Source organism: Lentzea sp. NBRC 105346, assembly GCF_030269605.1.
GTDB lineage: Bacteria > Actinomycetota > Actinomycetes > Mycobacteriales > Pseudonocardiaceae > Lentzea.
Genome location: NZ_BSTQ01000004.1, coordinates 95,796 through 119,593 on the forward strand (window position 1 = coordinate 95,796; position 23,798 = coordinate 119,593).

The window sequence follows — 23,798 nt, forward strand, 5'->3', positions numbered from 1 at the left end:
CGATGGGTCCCGTGTACCAGCCAAGTGACTTTCCTCCCTTCGCGGTAACGGTCGACCTCGTCGTGCTGACCATCCGCGACGATCGGCTGTGCGCGCTGCTGGTGCGGCGTGGTTCGGCGCCCTACAAGGGAAAATGGGCGCTGCCGGGCGGGTTCGTACACGTGGACGAGTCGCTGGACGCCGCCGCGGCACGCGAGCTGGCCGAGGAGACCGGCGTCTCACGAGTCCACTTGGAACAGTTGGGCAGCTACGGCGACCCGCGCCGAGACCCGCGCATGCGCGTGGTCAGCGTGGCGTACCTGGCCCTGGCGCCGGACCTGCCGACCCCGGTGGCGGGCACGGACGCGGCCGACGCGCGCTGGTCACCCGTGGACGATCCCGGCAGGCTGGCGTTCGATCACGCCCAGATCCTCGCGGACGGCGTGGAACGCGCACGGGCGAAACTGGAGTACTCACCGCTGGGCACGGCGTTCTGTTCCGAAGAGTTCACGGTCGCGGAGCTGCGGCGCGTGTACGAGATCGTGTGGGGCACGCCGCTCGACGCGCGGAACTTCCACCGCAAGGTCACCGGCGTCACCGGCCTCCTGGAACCGACGGGTGGCACGACGACGCGTGACGGCGGCCGTCCCGCGCAGCTCTACCGCCGCGGCCCGGCCGTCGCGCTCCACCCGCCCCTGGTCAGGTCGTGAGTGGTTTCCGTCGCCATGGCGACGGAAACCACTCACGACCGCTGGTCAGAGGGGGACGACTTGGCCGTTTGCGGCCGACTGCCGGGCCGCCTCGATGACCTCGAGCCCCGTGACCGCGTCCTGCGGCGGCACGGGCGCCTCGCCCGCGGCGATCGCCGCGTAGAAGTCCTGGTAGGCGCCCGGCTCGGTTTCGATCGGCTCGCCGCCGAGCGTGCCCCACGCGTCTTTCTGCTCCGCACCCCAGCCGGGCCCACCGGGCGTGACGCCGGCCTTGAGGAGCTCCTCCTGCGGGTCCATGCCGTACTTCACGTACGCGGCCTGGTCGCCGAGCACGCGGAAGCGCGGGCCGAGGTCCGCGACCAGCGCGCCCATCCACAGGTGCGAGCGCACCCCGTTCTCATGCGTGAGCGCGACGAACGCGTCGTCGTCGGCCTTGGCGTTTTTGCGCAGTGTTCTGATTTCGGCGTAGACGCTCTCGGGCCGTCCGAAGAGCGCGACCGCCTGGTCGATCAGGTGCGTGCCGAGGTCGAACAGGATGCTGCCCAGGTCCGCCGGGTCGCCCGACTCCTTCCAGCTGTCCTTGACCTCCGGGCGCCACCGTTCGAACCGCGACTCGAACCGGTGGACGGTGCCGAGCTTGTTCAGGTGTTTCTGGACCGTCCGGAAGTCGCCGTCCCAGCGGCGGTTGTGGAACGGCGCCAGCAGCAGGCCCTTCTGTGCGGCGAGGCTAGCCAGCGCCCGCGCTTCGCCGGCGGAGCCCGCGAACGGCTTGTCCACCACGACTTTCCGGCCGTGCTCCAGCGCGGCGCGGGCGTGTGATGCGTGCAGCCGGTTCGGCGTTGTCACGACGACCAGCTCGTAGTCGTCCCGCCAGACCTCGTCGAGGTCGTTCAGGATCTTGGTGTCGGGGTAGCGCTCGTTGACTTCGGCCTGGCGCTGCGGGTTGGCCGTGACCACCGCGGACAGCTCCAGGCCGGGCGTCGTCGCGATGAACGGGGCGTGGAAGGCCGAGCCGCCTAGGCCGTAGCCGACTAGAGCTGTGCGCATATCGATCACACTACGGCTGGTCGTCCAAGGAGTCAGTGATCCAGGGCGCAACCGGGAGGTCTCTCGTTTCACACTCGATGGCCAGTTTGAGGGTCCATCTGAGTGCTTGGAGTACGACCGTGGCCAGCTCCTGCGGGGCTCCGTTGGCCAGCGCGATCTCGATCTGCTCGCTGGCCGCCTCCTGGTCGCCGTGGACCTCGGCCAGGAGGGCTCGGATGGCTGTTCTCACCGGCGGGTCGGCGTCGTCGATCTGGACCTCGCGGCCGTCCTCGTCGAAGACCTGCATCTTCACCGGGGTGGCGCCGCCGCTGCCTAAGGAGCCGACCATGGAGCTGCACTCCGCGAAGAGGAGCAGGACCAGCTCGCGGATCTCCTCGTTGCCCTCCGGGGAGCCGCTCAGGTAGCCCGTGACCAGGTCGACCGCGACCGCGTCCTCGCCGGCCTTGGCGGCGGCCAAGGCCTCTCCGGCCACGGCCGTCAGCCTTGACCAGCGGTCTGGATCTTGCTGCGGTCGCATCGCCTCGTCTTTCGGGTGGGCGGGTCTGTGGTCTCGGGTGTCCAGTACTGCCTACCGCTTGTGCTTCCGGTGCCGCAATGCCCCATCTTGATCAGGCCTGGTGGTTCGGCGCGAGTCGTACGTTCGCGGCCTCTGTGTCGTACGTTCCCGGCCTGCGGGGTGGACGGTTCCGCCGCACTCCGTTCCCGTTGCCCGTCTCCGCTCTCGTCGCCGGTCTCCGCCCCGGCGAACCGCTTCTGTCGCTGCTCCCGATCTTGTCGGTGTGGCGTGCTTGGATATTTGCAAGGGGTGCTTCTTGCGGGGGGACCCCTGGCTGGCCGTTGTCCGGCCTCCGCCTTTCGCTTCCCGCCTCTGGCTGCGCCCCTCCCGCCGCGCCCCTCGGCCCCGCCTGCCGGTTTCGTGCGTGGTCGCCTTTCCTTGGCTGCCGGTTGTGTTGGCGCGGCGGCTTTCGTGGGTGGTCCGGTTTGTGTTGACGCGCTGACTTTCCTTGGCTGCCGGTTGTGTGCGTGGTCGCCTTTACTGCTCGGGGCTCCGCCCCGGACCCCGGCTCAGCTCAAAGAGGGGCCCAGCCCTGGGTTGCGTTTCGTAGTGGGTCGCTTTGGTGGCGTGCCCCTCCCGTCGCATCGCACCTGAGGCAGCCGCATCCGAGACCCCAGGTCAAGCGAAAAGCGTGCTTGACCTGGGGTCTCGGATGCGGCAGGGCTTCGCCTGCGATGCGACGGGAGGGGCCCACCACCTGGTGGTTGTGTGCGCTGGCGCGCGGGCTGGTGGTCACGGGGCTCGCGCTTCGCGCTTCGTGTCGTACTGGGGTATGTCACTCCGTGGTTCCATGTGCGTTGCGTTGTACCGGCCTAGCATCTTGGCGTGATGCGCACCCTGCTTCAGGTCGTGCTGCTGCCGGACCGGACTCGGGTGTTCGCCCAGCTCTTCGGACGGTATCGGCGGTTCGGGTACGCGGCGATCGGGATTTACGGGTTCGTCGTGGCGATTGTTGGTGCCACCGAGTTCGTCAAGTACGACGGTCCGGACGGCCTTTGGCCCGTGCTGTTCCTGCTGACGGCGGGTACGTACGCGTTGATGATGCGGTCGCCGCTGGACGCCTGGCGGTTGGCGTTTGTGGCGTTCGTCTTCGAGCACTTGGTTATCGACTACACGCCTGTTGCCACGTGGCAGTGGCTGGCGGTGCTCCCGAGCCTGGCGTTCGTGGCGTTGTTCTACTCACGCGGGGTTGTCGGTTGGGTGACGGGGTTGTCCGCCGTGCTGCTCGTGTGGTGGCCGGGCGAGTTGCAGCCACTGTTGTTCGCCCTCGTTATTGCCGTGGTGGGGTACCTCGTTGGGGCGCGCGGGCGGGCTGAGCAGCGCGTTGAAGAGGAGCGGGCTGCCAAGGGTGCGCTTGTTGAGCGCGCTCGGATTGCTCGCGAGATGCACGACATTGTGGCGCACCACATGTCCAACGTGGTGGTGCGTTGTGAGACCGCGCCTTATCGGATCAGTGGGTTGTCTGAGGACGCTCGGCGCGAGTTCGGGGAGGTGGGGGAGGCTGCTCGTAGTGCTATCACCGATATGCAGCGGCTGCTCGGCGTGTTGCGGGCCAACGGGGACGTTGCCGATCGGGAGCCCTTGCCTGGGATTGAGCAGATACCTGGGTTGGCGCGGAAAAGCGGTGTGGTGGCGGAGGTTGACGCCGACGGCGTGCCCGAGGCCGTGGGGTTGACTGCGTTTCGGGTGGTGCAGGAGGCGATTACCAACGCGCAGCGGCATGCGCCTGGGGCGGACGTGGCGGTGCGGGTCGTGCGGGACGTTGGGGGATTGGACGTGTCCGTGCGGAATACTGCTGGCGGGGCTTCGCTGGGTGGCGGCGGCGGGCACGGGTTGGCCGGGATGCGCGAGCGGGTTGGTGTGCATGGGGGCAGCCTGGAGGCGCACGGGACTGAGGATGGCGGCTTTCTTGTGCACGCTCGGATTCCATTGGGGGGATAAGTGATCAGGGTTGTCGTCGTCGACGACCAGGAGATGGTTCGGGACGGGTTCTCCGCGTTGTTGAACGCGCAGGACGATATTGAGGTGGTTGGGGCCGCCGGCAACGGGCGTGCTGCGGTGGAGTTGGTTCGTAAGGTGTTGCCGGACGTGGTGTTGATGGACGTTCGGATGCCTGAGATGGATGGGCTCACGGCTGCGAAGCTCTTGCTGGAAAGGGCTGACGGGCTTCGGGTTTTGATGCTGACCACGTTCGACCTTGATGAGTACGTGTACGAGGCTTTGCGCGTGGGGGCCAGCGGGTTTCTGTTGAAGCATGCCTCGGCCGGTGAGTTGCTTAACGCTGTTCGCGTTGTGGCGCAAGGGGATGCGTTGCTGGCGCCCTCGATTACCAAGCGGCTCATCGAGGACGTTGTGCGGATGCGGAGGATTGAGAAGGTCAAGCCGGTTGGGTTGTCCGGGTTGACTGAGCGGGAGACGCAGGTTCTTGTGCTGGTGGCCAAAGGGATGTCCAACGCTGAGATTGCCGACCATCTCGTGTTGGCCGAGCAGACGGTTAAGACGCACGTTAGTCGCGTGTTGATGAAGCTGGGGTTGCGGGATCGGGCGCAGGCTGTCATTGCGGCGTATGAGAGTGGGCTTGTAGTACCTGGGTAATGGCTCTGGGGAGTGACGCGTTCGGCGGGGTCACCTTCCTAGCTTCGGGCTATGCCCAAGGCGATTCTCCTTCTGTTGCTGGTTTTCGCGGCGCCGCTGACTCGGACGGTCGGGGACGTCGAGAAGAAGGTCACGGTTATTGGTGACCTTGGCTCTGCGCGCCATATTGCGGTTGTGGTTCCTGGGTCCGATGTGGACATTCCTCGGTTCGAACGCACTGTTGGGCGGATGGCTCGGGATCTATTCAACGAGGCTGGGCGGTCGGATCTGGCTGTGGTGGCCTGGCTCGGGTATCGCACGCCGCAGGGGCTTGGGGTGGATGCGGCTACCGGGCGGCTGGCCGAGGCTGGGGCTCGGGAGCTGGTGGACTTTGTGCGGGCGTTGCCCGCTACAGCGCACGTGCACGTGTTTGGGCACAGCTACGGGTCTGTGGTTGTTGCGTTGGCGGCCAAGGACATGGCTGTGGACGACATTGTGTTCACCGGGAGTCCTGGGGTGCGGGCGGCTTCTGTTGCGGAGCTTGGGACTACTGCGAACGTGTGGGCGGCTCGGGCGTCCGGGGACTGGATGCGGTTCGTGCCGAAGGTGCGGCTTGGGGACCTCGGGCACGGTAGGGATCCGGCTTCGCCTGGGTTTGGCGCTCGGTTGTTCGCGGCCGAGGGGAGTCATGACTCGTATTACGCGCCGGGGAGTGCTTCGTTGCACTCGCTTTCGTTGATTGAACCGCCCCGTCTTTCGTGGAGCTTGATCAGTTGTGTGTTCCAGCCGGGGTTGGCTGGTGTTGACGGTAGTAGAGGGTTTCGATCTCGGTCGGGGTGTGGTGGCCGATGCCGCTGTGCAGGCGTCGGTTGTTGTACCAGTCGAGGTATTCCAGGGTGGCGTATTCGACCTGGTCACGCCCCTGCCAGTGATCGCGTTTGCTGATCAGTTCGGTCTTGTAGAGGCCGATGGTGGATTCGGCGAGGGCGTTGTCGTAGGCGTCGGCGACCGAGCCGACCGAGGCGTCGATGCCGGACTCGAGCAGGTGGTCGGTGAACGCGATCGAGGTGTACTGGCTACCGGCGTCGGAGTGGTGCACCAGCCCCGCACCGACCGGGCGGCCGGTGCGGGCGCGGGTCCACAACCCCATCTCGAGTGCGTCGAGCACCAGCGTGGTGCGCATGCTGGTGTCGGCCTTCCAGCCCACGATCCGCCGCGAGAACGCGTCGAGCACGAACGCGACATAGACGGTGCCCGAGCCGGTGGGCACGTAGGTGAAGTCCGCGACCCACAACGCGTCCGGCCGGGCGGCGGCGAAGTTGCGGTCCACCAGATCGGTGGCCCGGCGCCCGTCGCGGGCCGCGATGGTGGTGCGACGGGGTTTGCCGCGCACCGCGCCGGTGATGCCCAGTCCGCGCATCAGCCGCTCCACCGTGCACCGGGCGACCGGGATACCGGTGCGGCGCAACGCGTGCCAGACCTTGCGCGCCCCGTAGACCCGGTAGTTGTCCTCCCAGACCATCCGGATCTCGGCCTTCAGCACCGCGTCCCGCGCGGCCCGCGCCGAGACCGGGCGGGACTTGGCCGCGTAGTAGCTCGACGGGGCGATCGCCACACCCGCATCACGCAGGACCCGGCAGATCGGCTCGACCCCGAACCGCTCACGATGCGCGTCGATGTACTGGATCACTACTGGCCGGGGCGGTCGAGCTCCGCCGCGAAGAAAGCCGCCGCGGACTTGAGGATCTCGTTCGCCCGCCGCAATTCCGCCACCTCCCGCTTGAGCCGGCGCAGCTCCGCGGACTCCTCACTCGTGGTGCCCGGCACCTGGCCGGCGTCGACCTCGGCCTGGCGCACCCACTTGCGCAGCGTCTCGGTGCTGACCCCGAACTTCGGCGCGATCGAACAGATCGCCGCCCACTGCGACGAGTACTCCTCCCGATGCTGCTCAACCAGCCGCACCGCCCGTTGCCGCACCTCAGCCGAATGCGGTGACGCTCCTGCCATGGACTCCATCCTCCTCAAGGAATGGAGCTCCACCAAAGCTGGGGCGGTTCAGATCGCTGTGGGGGAGCGGCCTTGAGGAATCCGTTTGTGGACGGCGTGCGGTTCGTCGCGGTCGTCGGGGTGGTGTTGGGTCACTGGTTGGTCACCGCGTTCGTGCAGGGTGGCGACGGGTTGAGTGTGGACAGTCCGTTGCGGTGGATGCCTGGGCTCGTGCCGCTGACTTGGGTGTTGCAGACGCTGGGGTTGTTCTTCTTTGTTGGTGGGTTTGCGTCGGCACGGTCTGAGACGCCCTGGTGGGTGAGGCTTCGGCAGCTTGTGGTGCCGGTTGTGGTGTTGCTCGGATGCTGGGTGCTTGTGTTCGCTGGGCTGGCTGTGCGGGGGATCTCGCAGCAGACCGTGATGGCGGTCGGGTACATCGTGACCACGCCGTTGTGGTTCCTTGGGGTGTACGTGGTGCTGCTGGCGTTGCGGCCCGTGGTGCGGTGGCTGGACCAGTACTCGTGGGGTGTGCTGGTGCCGGTTGTACTGGTGTTCTTTGTGCCGTACGCGGTGTGGTGGGCTGCCTGGCAGCTCGGGTATGCGTTGGCGCGTAAGCGGATTCCTGGGCCACCGTTGCTGGTGGGTGGGGTTGTGGCCTACCTGTTGCTCGTGCGGTTCGGCGGGTTTCCCGTCAGCGCGGTGGGGATTCCGGGGGCGGCGTTGTCCAACCTGTCGCCGCCCACCTTTGCGGCGCTTGCGCTGGCGTTCGCGCAGATCGGGTTGGTGTTGACGATCGCGCCGGTGCTGACACGGCTTGGAGAGTCATCCACTAGCCGATGGGTTAACGCTCGGGCGTTGCCGATCTTTTTGGTGCACCAGAGTGCGTTGGTGGCGGTTTCGTTGCTTGTCAGAGCGCCGGGGCTGAGCTCGCCACCAGATCATCCGGGGTGGGTGTGGCAGCGGCTGGCGTGGTTGCCGGTGTTCGCGCTGGTGGCCTGGGGATGCTTGCCAGCAGCGCGATGGCGATCGTGGCGGCGTGCGGCACCACGATCAGTGCCGTCGGCTCCAGCACCAGCAGCGGCGGAACGCACGCCAGTGCCGTGAGCAGCCACGGCAGGCGCTTGTGGCAGGTGCCCGTGCGCGCGATGTGGATCAGGTACCAGCCGAGCAGCAGGTGGATGACGTTCTGCAGCGGGTCGACCGGGAACACGACCAGCGTTGCCTCGTCGCCCAGGAAGCCGGTGACTACGAAACCGAGCACGCCCAGCACCCCGTAGACCGCGCCCAGCGCGGTGGCCAGGCGGGTGCGGTGGGACTCGTGGCTCAGCTTGGGGAACCTTGCGTGCTGCGTCTCGAAGCGGTGGAAGACCAGCAGCAACGGTACGAGCGTCAGCACCAGCGCGACCGGGGCCTTCACGAAACCGAGCAGCGCGACCACCACGCCGAGCACCGCCAGGTACGCCAGGTAGATCGTCATCGGTGCGGTGCGGGCGAACTGGACGACCCGCCACGACCGGCCGTCGAGCCAGCGCGTCACCGGGCCGCGGACCAGCAGGGCGAGGCAGATCTGGCCCAGCCCCAGCACGATGACGCTGCGCGGGTGCCCGCCGTAGTGCACGAGGAGCGCGAACGCGGGGATGGTGACGCCGGTGACGACGGCAAGCGTCCGCTTGGAGATGCGGTCGAGGCTGCCGTCGGCGTAGAAGAAGCCGTACTGCTGCATGAGCAACGCGCCGAGCAGCAACGTCACGTAGCCACCGGTGCGCCACTCGAGGCAGGCGCGCGCGATCTCCACGCCGAACGTCGCCGCGGCCAGCACCGCGGGCGTGGTGAGGCGGCGGTTGCGGTGCAGCCACGCCATCAGCGGCGTCGCGCACACCGCGAGGATGTAGACACCCAGGAACCACAACGGATGCGTGATCAGCCTGCTGTACGCGTCGACCTGCACGTCGAGCAGGTTCAGCGCCGCGAAGAGCACCACCCACAGCAGCACGAACGCCAGCACCGGCCGCAGCAGCCAGCTGATCCGGCTGGACACGTAGCAACCGAAGCCGCCGCGATGCTCCTGCCAGCTGAGCAGGTTCGCGTGCCCGCCCGCGAAGAAGAAGATCGGCACGACCTGCAACGCCCACAACCAGCTCGCGTCGAACCCGGTCCAGTGCGCGACGGTCGCGATCGTCTCGCTGACCACCAGCAGGCCGAGGCTCGCGATGCGCAGGAACGTCGCGTACCGGTCCTGCACCACGGGCAGCGGCGCGGTCGGCTGTTCCCGGCGCCGGTGGCTGGTGCGGGCGAGCAACAGGAACACGACGACCGCGCACCCGAACGCCCACGCGACCGCGGGCTCGTGCCCCGGCGGACCCCAGCGCTGGCGCCAGGAGTTGAACTTCAGTCCCTGCGCGTAGGCGAACGCGACGGCGTGGCAGGTGGTCGCGGCGCCACGCGGGTTGAGCTCGCACTGGGTGTGCAGGTCGTCGGTGAGCCGGTCGTCGAGCGCGCGCCGCGCGTCCTGGCCGAGCGGCTGACCCTTGTGTTCGGCGTACCGGAGCAGGTCGTACCCGAGGTCGTGCGCGCGGCAGGCGACGCTGAAGTCCCACTCGGTGTCGCCGGCGGGACCGGAGCAGCCACCGCCGTCATCGGCGACGCGCAACGTCTTGTCGGGCGCGATGACCGTCTTCGGGTCGCGGTTCTGCTCCTTGGCGAAGTCGCGCGGCAGATCCTGGCGCGGGTCGTGGGCGGGCGACGGGTGCGCGAGGGCGTCAACGGCCCGCGCGGCCTGCGCGACGTCACCGGTGGGCGGCGTCTGGTCGCCCGCGCCGGGCGGACGGCTGAGGACCACGCCGCACACGAAGACGGCGAGCGTCAGCAGCGTGAACCGGAACCACACCGGCAGCCGGAGGAAGTGTGTGCGCGCGCCCATTGGCGAGCCAGGTTACGGAAGCGCAACGGCGCCTCGCCAATTTCGCAGGTCGGAGTGCCGTTATGGCCACCTTCACGGACCTCAGGTCCGCCATGGTGGCCATAACGGCACCAAGGTCAGCTGGCGACCGCGGCGAGATCGGCGGTGGTTAGGGAGGCGAGGGCCATGCGGGTTAGCAGGGTCGCCATCTGGTCGCGGTCGAGATGTGCGCTGTGCGGCGTCGAGTTGATCAACCCGAACACGGCGTGCGCGGCCGCCCGTGCCGTGGGCTCGTCCGCCTCGGGCACCGTGCGCCGGATCGTCTCCACCCACACCTCGACGTAGCGCCGCTGCAACGTGCGCACCCGCCGGCGGTCGGGATCGGTGAGGTTCGCGAGGTTGCGCATCTGCACGGTGATCAGCGCGGGGTCTTCCAAAGCGAAGTCGACGTGCCACCGCACCAGGGCGCTCAACGCCTCCGCGGCGTCGCCCGCCGCGTCGACGCGTGCCTGCCCGCCGTCGAGCAGTCGTTCGGAGATGGACGTGAGCATCTCCCCGAGCATGGCGTCCTTGCTGCGGAAATGCCGGTAGAGGGCGGGCCCGGAGATGCCGACGGCCGCGCCGATGTCGTCGATGCCGACCCCGTGGAAGCCGTGCCGGGCGAAGAGCTCGGCCGCCGCGGTCAGGATCTGTTCGCGGCGGGACGGTTTGGCTGTCTCAGTGGACGACACACCGGCAGGTTAGCAGGCGTTCACATCCTGGAAAGTGAGGGAGTTTCGCCTGGTGTAGGCCGTCCGGGTTGACTATTGACGAATACTTCACACGGGCCTTACTCGTCGGTAACACTTGCTGTGCCCTGCATCACCCCTGCGTTGTCCTCTGTTAAGGAGGCCTCGATGCGCCCTGCCCGAATTATCCTGTCTGCGGCAATTGCCGCCTTCGCATCGCTCGCTTTCGTTCAGCCCGCCAACGCGGCCACGAACTACGTCGCCCTGGGCGACTCGTACTCCAGCGGCGTCGGCACCGGCAGCTACATCGGTTCCAGTGGCGGCTGCAAGCGCAGCAACTACGCCTATCCCGCCCTGTGGGCCCAGGCCCACGGCGCCACGTTGACCTTCGTCGCCTGTTCCGGCGCGCGAACATCCGACGTGGTGAACAACCAGCTGTCGGCGTTGAACGCGTCCACCGGGATGGTCACGGTCAGCGTCGGCGGCAACGACGCCGGGTTCACCGACGTCATCACGACCTGCACCTTCGGTACCGACCAGGACTGCATCAACCGCACCAACCAGGCCAAGACGTACGCGCAGAACACGCTGCCGGGCCTGCTGGACAACGTCTACGCGCAGATCCGCAACCGCGCGCCCAGTGCTCGGGTGATCGTCATGGGCTACCCGCGCATGTACAAGGTGCCCGGCTCCTGCCAGGCCGGCCTGAGCGAGACGAAACGGTCCGCGATCAACAGCGCGGCGGACGTCCTCGCCACCGTCATCGGGCAGCGGGCGGCCGCGAAGGCGTTCACATACCGGGACATGCGCGACGCGTGGACCGGGCACGAGATCTGCTCGTCGGACTGGTGGCTGAACAGCCTGAGCTGGCCCGTCGAGGAGTCCTACCACCCCAACCGCAACGGGCAGTCGAAGGGCTACTTGGCGCAGCTGAACGCCGTGACCGGCTGATATCCGAGGCTTTCGGCCCCCGCGAGGTATGAACTCGCGGGGGCCGAGGTGTGAACTCGCGGGTTCTGGTGGAAAGTGTGGTTAGGGAGCGTTAACATCTGTAGTTAACGACCGCTAACCCGACCGAGGAGCCCATGGACGCCCCAGTCCTGCGCAGCGCCGCGGAGCCATCCGACCGCTACGCCAAGGAGCACGCGGCGCTCGTCGACGAGCTGCGCGCGAAGCTGGCCGTCGCCGCGCGCGGCGGGCCGGAGAAGGCACGTCAGCGGCACGTCGACCGCGGCAAGCTGCTGCCCCGCGACCGCGTCGACGACCTGGTCGACCCCGGTTCGCCGTTCCTGGAGCTGTCGCCGCTGGCGGCGAACGGTATGTACGGCGACGAGGCGCCTGCCGCGGGCATGATCACCGGCATCGGTCGCGTCGAGGGCCGGGAGTGCGTCATCGTCGCGAACGACGCGACGGTCAAGGGCGGCACCTACTACCCGATCACGGTCAAGAAGCACCTGCGCGCGCAGGAAGTCGCGCTGCAGAACAACCTGCCGTGCATCTACCTCGTCGACTCCGGCGGCGCGTTCCTGCCCAAGCAGGACGAGGTCTTCCCGGACCGCGAGCACTTCGGCCGGATCTTCTACAACCAGGCCACGATGTCCGCGCGCGGCATCCCGCAGATCGCGGCCGTGCTCGGCTCGTGCACCGCGGGCGGCGCGTACGTGCCCGCGATGAGCGACGAAGCGGTCATCGTCCGCAACCAGGGCACGATCTTCCTCGGCGGCCCGCCGCTGGTGAAGGCCGCGACCGGTGAGGTCGTGACGGCCGAGGAGCTGGGCGGCGGCGAGCTGCACTCGCGCACGTCCGGCGTCACCGACCACCTCGCGGAGAACGACGCGCACGCGTTGCGCATCGTCCGGTCCATCGTCAGCACGCTCGGGCCGCGCACCGCCGCCCCGTGGGAGCGTTCGAAGACCGAAGCGCCGGCGATCCAGGACGACCTGTACGGCGTCGTCCCCACGGACAGCCGCACGCCGTACGACGTGCGCGAGGTGATCGCGCGGATCGTGGACGGCAGCCGGTTCCAGGAGTTCAAGAAGGAGTTCGGCCCCACGCTCGTCACCGGGTTCGCGCGCATCTTCGGGCACCCGGTCGGCATCGTCGCGAACAACGGCATCCTGTTCGGCGAGTCCGCGCAGAAGGGCGCCCACTTCATCCAGCTGTGCGACCAGCGCAGCGTGCCGCTGGTGTTCCTGCAGAACATCACCGGCTTCATGGTCGGCCGCGAGTACGAGGCGGGCGGCATCGCCAAGCACGGCGCCAAGATGGTCACGGCCGTCGCGTGTGCGCGCGTCCCGAAGTTCACCGTGATCATCGGCGGCTCGTTCGGTGCGGGCAACTACTCGATGTGCGGCCGGGCGTACTCGCCGCGGTTCCTGTGGATGTGGCCGAACGCGCGCATCTCCGTGATGGGCGGTGAGCAGGCCGCGTCGGTGCTCGCGACCGTGCGCCGCGACCAGCTCGGAGACGAATGGTCCACTGAGGACGAAGAGGCGTTCAAGGCGCCGATCCGCCAGCAGTACGAGGACCAGGGCAACCCGTACTACTCCACGGCCCGGCTGTGGGACGACGGCGTCATCGACCCGAAGGACACCCGCATGGTCCTCGGGCTGGGGCTGTCCGCGGCGGCGAACGCCCCGATCGAACCCGTTTCCTACGGCGTCTTCCGGATGTGAGCCCGATGTTCGACAGTGTCCTGGTTGCGAACCGCGGCGAGATCGCCGTGCGGGTCATCCGTGCCCTCAAGGCGAACGGCATCCGGTCCGTCGCCGTCTACAGCGACGCGGACGCCGACGCGCTGCACGTGCGGCTCGCCGACGAGGCCGTGCGCATCGGCCCGGCCGCCGCGCGCGAGAGCTACCTCTCGATTCCCCGGATCATCGACGCGGCGCTTTCCAGTGGCGCACAGGCGATCCACCCCGGCTACGGCTTCCTCGCGGAGAACACCGAGTTCGCCCGCGCCTGTGAGCAGGCCGGGATCGTGTTCGTCGGACCACCCGCCGGAGCGATCGACGCCATGGGCGACAAGATCCGCGCCAAGCTGACCGTCGAGGCGGCCGGCGTGCCCGTCGTGCCCGGCCGCACGAAACCGGGCATGTCCGACGACGACTTGGTCGACGCGGCGCTGGAGATCGGTTTTCCCGTGCTGCTCAAGCCTTCCGCGGGCGGTGGCGGCAAGGGCATGCGGCTCGTGCACGCCTCGGAGGAGCTGCGTGACGCCATCGAGTCGGCCCGGCGCGAGGCGCGCGGGTCGTTCGGCGACGACACGCTGCTGATCGAGCGGTTCATCACGAACCCGCGGCACATCGAGATCCAGGTGCTCGCGGACCGGCACGGCAACGTGATCCACCTCGGTGAGCGCGAGTGCAGCCTGCAGCGGCGGCATCAGAAGATCATCGAGGAGGCGCCGTCGCCGTTCCTCTCCGTGGTTCAGCGTGAGGCGATGGGCCGGGCCGCGGTCGAGGCCGCGCGTTCCGTGGGCTACGTCGGCGCGGGCACCGTCGAGTTCATTGTGGACGGTTCCTCCGGCGACTACTTCTTCATGGAGATGAACACCCGGCTCCAGGTCGAGCACCCGGTCACCGAGATGGTCACCGGCGTCGACCTCGTCGAGTGGCAGCTCCGCGTCGCCGCCGGTGAGGTGCTGGACCTGGACGTGTCGCTGACCGGCCACTCGGTCGAGGCGCGCATCTACGCCGAGGACCCGGCCCGCGGCTTCCTGCCGACCGGTGGCCGGGTGCTTTCCCTGTCCGAGCCGGGGGATGTGCGCGTGGACTCGGCGTTGCGCGTCGGCCTCGTCGTCGGCTCCGACTACGACCCGATGCTGGCCAAGGTGATCGCGCACGGCCGCACGCGCGCGGAGGCGTTGCGCAAGCTCGACGCCGCGCTCGGCCGGTTCGTGCTGCTCGGCGTCACGACGAACATCCCGTTCCTGCGTTCGTTGTTGCGCGATGAGGATGTCCGCTCGGGCGCGCTGGACACCGGTCTGGTCGAACGCAAGCTGGAGTCGTTGGTATCGAACGAGATTCCCGACGAGGTCTATGTCGCGGCGGGTCTGGAACGTTCGCTCGTGCCGCCCAGTGGAAACTCAACTTTGGACGACCCGTGGGAGCTGCCCGGCGGCTGGCGCGTCGGCGAGCACGCGTGGACCCAGTGGCGCATCAACGACGTCGACGTGCGGGTGCGCGGCGACGAAGTCGTTGTCGGCCAAGCGGATCCGGTGTGCGCCGCCGCACGACTCGAAGGCGACGACCTGATCGTCGGCACGCGCCGCTACGCGATGGCCCGCGAGGGCGACGTGCTGTGGCTCGGCCGCGACGGCCACTCGTGGGCGCTCACCGAGGCCGAGTTCCTGGTCGGCGCGTCCGGCCCGGCCGCCGGTTCGGGCGGTCCGGTCAAGTCGCCGATGCCCGGCACCGTGCTCGTCGTGCGCGCCGCCGCGGGCGACCACGTCACCGCCGGCCAGGCCCTGTTCGTGGTCGAGGCCATGAAGATGGAGCACACCGTCACCGCACCCGTGGACGGCGTGCTCACCGATGTACAGGTCCAGCCCGGCCAACAGGTCGCCCTGGACCAGCCCCTTGCCGTTGTGGTCCCCCACGAGGAGTGACACCCATGTTGGACTTCCGCCTGCCCAGCGAGTACGAGGAACTGCGCAAGACCGTCGAGGAGTTCGCGCACGAGGAGGTCGCGCCGGTCATCGGCGACTTCTACGAGCGCGAGGAGTTCCCGTACGGGATCGTCGCGAAGATGGGCCAGATGGGCCTCTTCGGCCTGCCCTTCCCCGAGGAGTACGGCGGCATGGACGGCGACTACTTCGCCCTGTGCCTCACCCTCGAGGAACTCGCGCGCGTCGACTCGTCGGTCGCGATCACCCTCGAGGCCGCGGTCTCACTCGGCGCAATGCCGTTGTACCGCTTCGGCACCGAGGAGCAGAAGGCCCACTGGTTGCCGCAGCTGACCACGGCGTCGCGCCTCGGCGCGTTCGGCCTCACCGAGCCGGGCAGCGGCTCGGACGCGGCCGGCCTCACGACGACCGCGAAGCTCGTCGACGGCGAGTGGGTCATCAACGGCACCAAGGCGTTCATCACCAACTCCGGTACGGACATCACCGGTCTCGTCACGGTCGCCGCGGTCACCGGCGTCGGCGCGGACGGTCGCAAGGAGATCTCGTCGATCATCGTCCCGTCCGGCACGCCGGGCTTCTCGGTGTCGAAGAAGTACTCCAAGGTCGGCTGGAACGCCTCCGACACGCGTGAACTGTCCTTTTCGGACTGCCGTGTTCCGGAAGCGAACCTGCTCGGCGAGCGCGGCCGTGGCTTCGCACAGTTCCTGCGCACGCTGGACGAGGGCCGCATCGCGATCGCGGCGCTGTCCGTCGGCCTGGCGCAGGGCTGCATCGACGAGTCGCTGAAGTACGTGAAGGTGCGCGAGGCGTTCGGTGCCTCGATCGGCACGTACCAGGCGATCCAGTTCAAGATCGCCGACATGGAGGCCCGCGCCCACACCGCGCGCCTCGCCTACTACCAGGCGGCGGCGAAGATGCTGCGCGGCGAGCCGTTCAAGAAGGAGGCCGCGATCGCGAAGCTCGTGGCGTCCGAGGCGGCGATGGACAACGCGCGTGAGGCCACGCAGATCTTCGGCGGGTACGGGTTCATGAACGAGTACCCGGTCGGGCGTTTCTACCGGGACGCGAAGATCTTGGAGATCGGTGAGGGCACCTCGGAGGTCCAGCGCATGCTGATCGCGCGGGAGCTGGGCCTGTAAGGCCGCTCACTGGACAATGGGGCCGACGGTTCGTATCGTCTGTCCGCGATCCTCTACTGGGGGAGGATCCATCACGCTGGGGGGCGTCCGCACGCTGCAGTCGATCTTTCGTGATCGGCTTCTTCGTGCTGCTCGTCGCGTGATGAGGACAAGTGAACTGGGGCACCGAAGTGAAGAGACTTGCTCGTTTGGCCGCGGCGTTCGCCATGGTGTTTCCCGCGGTGCTGGTGGGTACGGCGCAGCCCGCGTCGGCCCAAAACGACCTGAGGGCATCCTGCGGCGAGGGTTACTACTGCACCTACAACGATGCCGGCTGGCGCGGGTGCATCGCACTGTTCGAGGGCAACGACGCCAACTACTCCGACAACGCGTGCTACGACGGCTATGTCCCCTTCCCGGTCGACAACCGCATCACGTCCGTCTACAACCACGGTTATCCCGGTTCGCCCGACGACATCCGCTCGTTCCGGCACCCGAACTACGTGGAGATGATCTGGTTCGTCCCGCAGGGTTGGTACTACTCGAACGTGGACGAGTGGTGCGGCGCGTTGCCGTGCAACGACCAGGCGTCCTCGCACATGTGGGTGTGAACCACTTGAAGGCGGTGGTGATCGGGACGGTCCTGTGCGCGCTCGCCGCGTGCTCGACGCAGTCTGGTGAGACAAGACCCGAGCCCGCACTGGGACCGGTCCCGGTCATCCAGGTCGACGCGGACGTCAGGTTCCCGCTCGACGACTACCTGCTCTCGCCGGAGCGGCGGGTCACGCTCCGCAGGGGGCAGGATCTGTTGGTGCAGAAGTGCCTGCGCCGACTGGGCTTCGAGATGAACCTGCCGGACCGCGAGCCGGACGAGGTGAAGGGCCGCGTCATCGGTGTCGTCGACGACGCGGAGGCGGCGAAGTACGGCTACTCCGATCCGGAGACGCTCGAAGCCGTTCGCAGGGCCGAGCAGATCAGGAAAGAGCAGAAGCCCTGGCCGGCGCAGATGATGGTCGCGTTGAACGGTGGTGGGCCGAACGCGCCGAAGAAGGGCGACATCCCGCAGGGCGGCTGCACCGGCGAAGCCCGCCGCGCCCTCGGGCGCGCGTCGCAGCAGGCGGACCAGGCCGGCGACGAGAACTTCGTGATCGGTCTGTCCGGCCGGTCGACCAAGCTCGCCGAGGCGGACAGCCGGTTGAAGGCCGTCTGGGGCAAGTGGAGCGCGTGCATGAAGGAGTCGGGCTACGACTACGCCGACCCGTGGGGCCCCAACGACGACAAGAGGTTCGCCGGTGACGACGCCTCGCCGGAGGAGATCGCCACGGCCCGTGCCGACGTCGCCTGCCGCAGGAAGCACGACGTGAACGGCATCTGGGTCGCGGTGCGGACCGCCTATCAGAACCGGCTCATCGGCGACAACGCCGAGGCCCTCGACAAGCACCGGCGGCTCGTCGACGAGCAGGTGCGCAAGGCGGCCGAGGTCGTGTCGGGCAAGTGACGAGGGTTACGCCGTTCTATGTAAAGAATCCTGAATCGGTCGACTCCTATTGACGGATCCGGTTACCGTCGGCTGCCTTCCGCGCGGCGAAGAGGGAACAGATGACAGGTAGTCGGCCCGAACCGGTCTTCCCCGGATTACGAGAACTCCTCGAAGTCATTCGGGGACTGTGCGACCGACCCGGCTTCTTCTACCGCAGCAAGACCGAGGAAGTGGTGGGTGACCAGCCACTTCCCTTGCTGTACCTGGAGAGTGAAGCCAGTCCGACGCCATTCCTGCGTGCCCTCGAGGCGAAGCTCGACGAAGGTGTTCCGCAAATACCGCACGCCTACGTCGACGCCACGACCGCGAGTGCGGAAGTGGCCAAAAGATGGCCATCCGAGGTGCGGGAAACGCAGCCGTTGCTGCCATTGCTGGACGAGCTGCGCCATCAGCTCGCGGCGGTCAGTGTCGGCGGCGAGCGGCTGACGCGGTTCGACCACTACCGGCTCGTCGACTGGCTCACCGGGCAACGGCTGCCGCGCAAGTCGGGGCGTGACGAGCGGGCCAACGTCATCGGGCTGATGCGGCGCTGGACCGGGAGGACCGACGAGAACGGTGACGCGGTCAACCGGGCGGTGGACGCGTTTGTCCCGAACCTGGTGACCAGGCTGGGGCTCGGGCTCGTCGCGTGGGTGGGCGGCAAGATCGGGTTCCGCTGGCTGGGCAAGCGAGTGCCAGGGCTGTCGCGTGAGGCGAAGTGGTTCATGCGCAAGCAGAACTTCGCGTTGCCCAACCACTCCATCGAGTTTCTCGGGTTCGCCGAGCGGCTCACGCTCGGCCGGCGCGAGTGGGAGAACACCGAGCAGATCAAGCTGCTGCTGGTGCACGCGTTCCTGGAGGATCTGCGCATCGCCTACCGGCGGCGGCGCTGGCGGTTCGTGCCGCGCCGGGCCGGGTGGCGGCGCACCGCGTACATGCCGGTGCTGCTCGACGGCGTGTCGCGGGACAACGGCGGCTGGGAGCTGCTCGAGCTGATCAACGTGGTGCGCAACGAGACCGGCGAGCTGGACCCGTTGCTGGTGATCGCGGCGAGCGCGGCGCAGCCGAAGCTGTCAGCTCAACTCGGTGCCACGCCCGTGTCGCCCGAGGAGGCGGCCGAGGCGCTGGCGACGTGGCGGGAGGAGCTGCCGCGCAAACGGCAGATGCTCGCGCCGGACGCCCGGTACCTGCTGATCGAACTGCCGTTCCCGCACACCGCGAAGCGGCAGCGGTGGACCGGGGTGCCCGTCTTCCAGGCCGCGCCCGTGCACTGGCTGGCCCGGTCGCGCCGGCTCGAAGCGCTCATCGCGGCGGCGGCCGTCGTGTTGCTGGTGCCCGGTTTCATGACCGTGCAGAGCCATTGGTCGGCGAACTGTGCGTTCGTCGGTTCGGCGGTGTCGAGCGGTGTGTCGACCCGGCTCGTCGACATCGACGGGAACGCCGAGTGCGTCGGGTACAGCGACAACAGCGCCCAGGTCTTCGGGTCCAACGAACGGCTGCGGTGGACGCAGCTCGCGGTGTACGCGCAGAACGAGGAGGCCGAGCGCCTGCACGCCGCCGACCCGGCGCGGCCGTACGTCACACTGCTCTACTTCTCCAGCCTTACGCATCCCGACACCAACCCCGACGCCGACCACTCCAGGGCCGAGGAGCTGGAGGGGATGCTGCTCAAGCAACGGCAGCAGAACGACAAGTCGCAGTCCGAACCGTTGCTGCGCATCGTCGTCGCGAACGGCGGGTCGGCGATGAAGCGGGCGCCCGAGGTGTTGCGCGACATGCTGACCCCGTTGCTGGAGAACGATCCCGGCATCATGGGCGTGGTCGGCCTCGACCGCAGCGTCCAGGAGACCAAGGAGGTCATCACCGAGCTCGGTGTGCTGGGTGTGCCGACGATCGGCACGACGCTCACCGAGGCGTCGCTGCCGAACCGCTCGGCGTTGTACTTCCAGCTGATCCCCGGCAATCTCCGGCAGGCGCAGCTCGTCACGAAGTACGCGCAGCACGTGCGGGCGACCAAGGTGACGATCTACCACCCGCCGTTGAACCGCGGCGACATCTACCTGACCGACCTGGTCGGCGAACTGGCCGAGGAACTGCCGAAGGTCGTGCCGCATCAGGACTTCCCGTGGAACGCGAGCGCGCAGGAGCTGCCGTCGTTGTGCACGGAAGACCACGGCTCCGAGCTCGTCTTCTACGCGGGGCGCGAGGAGGGCTTCGGTGACTTCCTGCGGGCGATCGGCAAGGACTGCTACGACAAGAACCGGTTGCCGCGCATCGTCGCCGACGACGCGGTCATGCGGTTCGTCGCGCAGAAGGTCAACCGCGTGCACGACTCGTTGGCCGGCATGCGCGTCGCGTACGTGAGCATGGCCGGGCTCGTCGTGCTCGCGGGCAAGTCGTGCCTCGACGGCGCGCCGGACCCGAAGGTGCGCGGCGGCCGGCCGTTGGACGTCTTCTGCGCCGGGTACAGCAAGCTGCACCAGGAGATCCAGCAGGCCGCGATCCCGGACGAGGACAAGCCGAGCAAGCCGTGGCCGGGCGAGCACATGGGCGTTTCCTATGACGCGACCGGACTCTTCCTGGAGGCCGTGCGCGAGACGCAGCGGCGTCTCGACGGCCTGCCGGGCCGCATGCCGCAGCGTGGCGCGGTCGGGCAGGAGTTCCGGGAGCTGAAGTTCAACGGCGCCACCGGTCGTACGGACTTCGGCACCTCACGCGTGGGTGAGCGGCGCAACCTGTCCATCCTCGAGATCGCCAACATCCACGACTACGACCAGCAGCCCACATGCGTGTTCCTCACCGGCGATCTCTACGACGAGAACTCACCGCGTCAGCCCAACGGTTGCCCGGTGGTCGGCTAGCGTCACGCGGCCGTCTTCAATGCGGCCGCCGCCGACGTGTCGATCATGGAGTCCAGGACGTCTCGGTGGTGCGACGGGCCGGCGAGCTGATGCAGCAGGTCACGAGCCTGGTTCCGGAAGGCGACGAGCCTGCCGTCATAGCCGCTCGTGATCCGCGGGTCGAGCAGCATGCGGCGAAGTTCCGTTAGCGCGCCGGGATCCCGGCGGGCGAGGCGGCGGACCGTGTTCAGCTCGGCCGGCCGGTCCGTCACCTCCAGCGCGTGAGCCAGCAGGAGGGTCGGAGTGCCGTTGCGGATGTCCTCCGCGAACGCCTCGGGTCCGCCGTTGTCGTTGTGGACCTGGCGCAGCACGCCGAACATCCGTCCGAACGAGCGCCAAGCGTGCAGCACCCGCTCGTCGGCGGTCACCAGCCGTGCGGCCATCGCCGCGTCGCCGCCGTACGCGGCCCCGGTCTTGCCGACGTAGGCCCGGATGACGCTCGGCCACGTGATCTCGGTCCTCGCCAGGTCGGCGAGCTGGCCCTCGGCCGCGTGCACGGAGTAGGCGACGAGCTCGCGGCGCCAGAATTCGCGGACCTCGCCGGACACGTCAGCTTGTGTGATGACGACTTGTGGGAACAGGGTGAGGCAGGGAATCGCCGCCAGCAGGGACTTCTGGTCCGTGTCCTGGTCGATGAGGTCGTCCAGCGCCTCGGCTCCCGCCCACCAGAACCGGGAGATCGCGCTGATCGGAACCGCCGCGCTCGGGTCGCCGGTCAGTGATCCGAGCACGCCCAGTGCGAACTGTCGAAATACGTTCCGATCGTTTTCCCGGAGAATTTCGACGGCGCGCGCATTCAGTTCGCCAGGGTGCGGACAGGTTTCTTCGAGTGCGCTCTGCACACACGTCGAAACCTGTCCGCTCCACTGGCTGAGCGGCGCTGTCAGCACCCTTCGGAGGCCCGGAAGTGGATGGTCAGCTCACCGTCCACCTGGGCGGACGGGGTCTGGCCGGCCAGGCTGTCATCGATGGCTGTCAGCGCTTCGGAGAAATTCATGTGCGAAACCTTTCTTGAGGTGTCGCACAAGTGGACATTTGTTTGTTTGCGATGTCAACGGTGACCAGATGAGATGTATCTTTTGGCTCATCGGGTCGGGGATTTTCCGCATTGTTACTGATTCTTGGGAACCGTGCGGTCGAGAATGGCGGCGAAGTCGGTGCCGCGCGGCAGCGTGCCGAACGCGACGCCCCAGTCGCCGCCCAGCCGTGACGCGCAGAACGCGTCCGCGACCGCGGGGTGTCCGTGCTTCACCTGCAGGGCGCCCTGCAGGATCAACGCCATCCGCTCGACCAGCCGTCGCGCCTGCGATTCGTCCACATCGGACAGAGACGCCTTCAGTGCCGCGACCGCCGCGTCCACTCGGTGATCGACGCCGGTGACGAACTCCAGATACCGCTCGACCTCTTCCGGTTCCTTGGTCATGGCGCGCAGCACGTCGAGCGCGGCGACGTTGCCCGAACCCTCCCAGATGGAGCTGAGCGGCGACTCGCGGAACAGCCGCGGCATGCCCGAGTCCTCGATGTACCCGTTGCCGCCCAGGCACTCCAGCGCCTCGGCCGCATGCGCGGGGGCGCGCTTGCACACCCAGTACTTCGTGACCGCCAGGCCCAGCCGTGACTTCGTGGACGCCAGCCACATCGCTGTCGTCGTCGCCGCCTCGGACTCGACGGCCAGGTCCGCCAGTACGTTGCGCATCGCCGGCTGGTCGACCAGGTACGCGCCGAACGCCTTGCGGTGCGCGGCGTGGTGTGCCGCCTGCGTGACTCCCAGCCGCATGCCGGACGCCGAGCCCAGGACGCAGTCGAGCCTGGTCATGTTGACCATCTCGATGATCGTCCGCACGCCGCGGCCCTCCTCGCCGACGAGGTGGCCGACCGCGTTCTCGTACTCGATCTCGGCCGAGGCGTTCGACTTGTTGCCCAGCTTGTCCTTCAGTCGCTGCAGGAAGATCTTGTTCAGCGTCCCGTCCGGCAACACGCGCGGCACCAGGAAGCACGACAGGCCGCCCGGCGCCTGCGCCAGCGTCAGGAACACGTCCGACATCGGCGCCGAGGTGAACCATTTGTGGCCCGTCAGCAGGTAGCCGTCCTGGGTGGGCACGGCCGTGGTGGTGTTCGCGCGGACGTCCGAGCCGCCCTGCTTCTCGGTCATCGACATGCCCGCGATGAGCCCGGACTTGGTCAGCGGCGGCCGCAGCCCGAAGTCGTACGACCTGCTGGCGAGCAGCGGTTCGTACTGGCTCGCGAGCTCTGGGTTCTGCCGCAGTGCCGGCACGCTCGCGTAGGTCATCGAGATCGGGCACCCGTGCCCGGCCTCGACCTGGCTCCACACGTAGAACTTCGCCGCGCGCAGCAGGTGGTCGCCCTCGCGCCACGGCGCCGCGTGCAGGCCGTGCGTCACCGCCACGTCCATCAGCTCGTGCCAGGCCGGGTGGAACTCGACCTCGTCGATCCGGTTGCCGTACCGGTCGTGGGTGTGCAGGACCGGCGGGTTGGCGTTGGCCAACCGACCCTTGTCCTGCCACTCGGCGGTGCCGGCCAGTTTGCCCAGGGCGCGCAGGTCCGGCTCGTCCACCCAGGTCAGGAGGGCGGGGTCGGCGGAGACGTCGTGGCCGGCCAGGGGCGGCACCTGGTTCGTCACTGCGTGGGTCGCCATGACGCCCACGCTACTACTGGTCGGTAACTTCGGACAGGGTTCGCCGGTCAGGCGGCCGGTCGCACAGGGTTCGCCGGTCAGGCGGCCTGTCGCGAGTTTGGCCGACGGCTGGTGCCACGCCGGTGTGGAACTCGACGCCCGCCCGCCGCGGCGTCACGCCCGCCGCGCCGCCCCGGAACCGCCCGCCGCGCCGCCCCGGAATCGCCCGTTGTACGACGCGATCTCCGCGTAGAACAACCTCCCAGAGCCAGGCCCGGTCGATCATGTCCACTCGATCGACGTACCCGCGATGCCCGGCCACGTCTCGCTGCCCACGTCACGCCCGCCAGGTCGTGCCAGCCGCCGCGCCACCTGCCAGGTCATGCCCGCCACGCCGCCCGGCCCGCTGTCCGGCCCGCTGTCCGCCGGGTCACGTCCGCCGGGTCACGCCCGCTACGTCACGCCCGCCGCGCCGACCGCCCGCCACGCCGCGCCCGTGCGCTCCGCCGATCACGCCGCG

At 68.3% G+C, this 23,798-nt stretch carries 17 protein-coding genes, 2 pseudogenes and 1 other annotated feature; of the genes and pseudogenes, 12 read left to right on the forward strand and 7 right to left on the reverse strand.

What is annotated here, in order from left to right; translation table 11 throughout:
• Nucleotides 1-11 precede the first annotated feature (11 nt).
• Nucleotides 12-689 carry an NUDIX hydrolase gene (locus QSK35_RS10440; RefSeq protein ID WP_502881639.1) on the forward strand — a complete coding sequence of 226 codons (678 nt, stop codon included), beginning with the start codon at nucleotides 12-14 and terminating at the stop codon, nucleotides 687-689.
• Nucleotides 690-734: 45 nt separating this feature from the next.
• On the opposite strand, the gene QSK35_RS10445 is transcribed toward QSK35_RS10440, so the two are convergent.
• Nucleotides 735-1,736, reverse strand: coding sequence for a Gfo/Idh/MocA family oxidoreductase (locus QSK35_RS10445; RefSeq protein WP_285744680.1), 1,002 nt, complete (start codon nucleotides 1,734-1,736; stop codon nucleotides 735-737).
• Nucleotides 1,737-1,746: 10 nt separating this feature from the next.
• Nucleotides 1,747-2,253 (reverse strand): hypothetical protein, encoded by a 507-nt coding sequence (locus QSK35_RS10450; RefSeq protein WP_285744682.1) that lies wholly within the window; start codon nucleotides 2,251-2,253, stop codon nucleotides 1,747-1,749.
• An 867-nt stretch (nucleotides 2,254-3,120) separates the two neighbouring features.
• Here QSK35_RS10450 and QSK35_RS10455 point away from each other — a divergent pair.
• From QSK35_RS10455 to QSK35_RS10465, 3 genes and pseudogenes are all read left to right on the forward strand, one after another.
• Nucleotides 3,121-4,233: a sensor histidine kinase gene (locus QSK35_RS10455; protein WP_285745287.1), complete on the forward strand. Its 1,113-nt coding sequence runs from the start codon at nucleotides 3,121-3,123 to the stop codon at nucleotides 4,231-4,233.
• On the forward strand, nucleotides 4,234-4,887 hold the full coding sequence (locus tag QSK35_RS10460) for a response regulator transcription factor (RefSeq protein ID WP_285744684.1): 654 nt from the start codon (nucleotides 4,234-4,236) through the stop codon (nucleotides 4,885-4,887).
• A 51-nt stretch (nucleotides 4,888-4,938) separates the two neighbouring features.
• Nucleotides 4,939-5,463: pseudogene (locus tag QSK35_RS10465) on the forward strand (alpha/beta hydrolase); the annotation flags it as partial.
• 172 nt (nucleotides 5,464-5,635) lie between these two features.
• Here the strand turns inward: QSK35_RS10465 and QSK35_RS10470 are convergent.
• Nucleotides 5,636-6,873 (reverse strand): IS3 family transposase gene (locus QSK35_RS10470; protein WP_285744686.1). Its coding sequence is split into 2 segments (ribosomal slippage): nucleotides 5,636-6,594 and nucleotides 6,594-6,873, totalling 1,239 coding nucleotides; the frame shifts between segments, so codons are not numbered across the junction.
• Nucleotides 6,467-6,595 (reverse strand) — a sequence feature (AL1L pseudoknot). (Overlaps the previous gene by 129 nt.)
• A gap of 21 nt (nucleotides 6,874-6,894) precedes the next feature.
• On the opposite strand from QSK35_RS10470, the gene QSK35_RS42695 reads away from it, so the two are divergent.
• Nucleotides 6,895-7,956, forward strand: coding sequence for an acyltransferase family protein (locus QSK35_RS42695; RefSeq protein ID WP_352243611.1), 1,062 nt, complete (start codon nucleotides 6,895-6,897; stop codon nucleotides 7,954-7,956).
• A 49-nt stretch (nucleotides 7,957-8,005) separates the two neighbouring features.
• Here QSK35_RS42695 and QSK35_RS10475 read toward each other — a convergent pair.
• Both QSK35_RS10475 and QSK35_RS10480 read right to left on the reverse strand, forming a co-directional pair.
• Nucleotides 8,006-9,772, reverse strand: a pseudogene (locus QSK35_RS10475) (phospholipase A2); the annotation flags it as partial.
• A 116-nt stretch (nucleotides 9,773-9,888) separates the two neighbouring features.
• Nucleotides 9,889-10,482 (reverse strand): SACE_7040 family transcriptional regulator, encoded by a 594-nt coding sequence (locus QSK35_RS10480; RefSeq protein ID WP_285744690.1) that lies wholly within the window; start codon nucleotides 10,480-10,482, stop codon nucleotides 9,889-9,891.
• A gap of 165 nt (nucleotides 10,483-10,647) precedes the next feature.
• Here QSK35_RS10480 and QSK35_RS10485 point away from each other — a divergent pair, with 165 nt between their 5' ends.
• From QSK35_RS10485 to QSK35_RS10515, 7 genes are all read left to right on the forward strand, one after another.
• Nucleotides 10,648-11,430 (forward strand): SGNH/GDSL hydrolase family protein, encoded by a 783-nt coding sequence (locus tag QSK35_RS10485; RefSeq protein WP_285744692.1) that lies wholly within the window; start codon nucleotides 10,648-10,650, stop codon nucleotides 11,428-11,430.
• 134 nt (nucleotides 11,431-11,564) lie between these two features.
• The gene (locus tag QSK35_RS10490) at nucleotides 11,565-13,154 is read left to right on the forward strand and encodes a carboxyl transferase domain-containing protein (protein ID WP_285744694.1); all 1,590 of its coding nucleotides are present in this window, start codon (nucleotides 11,565-11,567) and stop codon (nucleotides 13,152-13,154) included.
• A gap of 5 nt (nucleotides 13,155-13,159) precedes the next feature.
• Entirely contained in the window at nucleotides 13,160-15,088 is a 1,929-nt protein-coding gene (locus QSK35_RS10495; RefSeq protein ID WP_285744696.1) for an acetyl/propionyl/methylcrotonyl-CoA carboxylase subunit alpha, read from the forward strand.
• A gap of 5 nt (nucleotides 15,089-15,093) precedes the next feature.
• The gene (locus QSK35_RS10500) at nucleotides 15,094-16,245 is read left to right on the forward strand and encodes an acyl-CoA dehydrogenase family protein (RefSeq protein WP_285744698.1); all 1,152 of its coding nucleotides are present in this window, start codon (nucleotides 15,094-15,096) and stop codon (nucleotides 16,243-16,245) included.
• Nucleotides 16,246-16,415: 170 nt separating this feature from the next.
• The gene (locus QSK35_RS10505; protein ID WP_285744700.1) at nucleotides 16,416-16,835 is read left to right on the forward strand and encodes a peptidase inhibitor family I36 protein; all 420 of its coding nucleotides are present in this window, start codon (nucleotides 16,416-16,418) and stop codon (nucleotides 16,833-16,835) included.
• Nucleotides 16,832-17,722, forward strand: coding sequence for a hypothetical protein (locus tag QSK35_RS10510; protein ID WP_285744702.1), 891 nt, complete (start codon nucleotides 16,832-16,834; stop codon nucleotides 17,720-17,722). Before QSK35_RS10505 ends, QSK35_RS10510 begins: the two co-directional genes overlap by 4 nt.
• 101 nt (nucleotides 17,723-17,823) lie before the next feature.
• Nucleotides 17,824-20,604 carry a hypothetical protein gene (locus QSK35_RS10515; protein ID WP_285744704.1) on the forward strand — a complete coding sequence of 927 codons (2,781 nt, stop codon included), beginning with the start codon at nucleotides 17,824-17,826 and terminating at the stop codon, nucleotides 20,602-20,604.
• A 2-nt stretch (nucleotides 20,605-20,606) separates the two neighbouring features.
• Here the strand turns inward: QSK35_RS10515 and QSK35_RS10520 are convergent, their stop codons facing one another.
• The gene (locus QSK35_RS10520; RefSeq protein ID WP_285744706.1) at nucleotides 20,607-21,374 is read right to left on the reverse strand and encodes a polyprenyl synthetase family protein; all 768 of its coding nucleotides are present in this window, start codon (nucleotides 21,372-21,374) and stop codon (nucleotides 20,607-20,609) included.
• A gap of 380 nt (nucleotides 21,375-21,754) precedes the next feature.
• Complete coding sequence (locus tag QSK35_RS10525; RefSeq protein ID WP_285744708.1) at nucleotides 21,755-23,299, reverse strand: acyl-CoA dehydrogenase family protein; 1,545 nt, start codon at nucleotides 23,297-23,299, stop codon at nucleotides 21,755-21,757.
• Nucleotides 23,300-23,798: the final 499 nt, after the last annotated feature.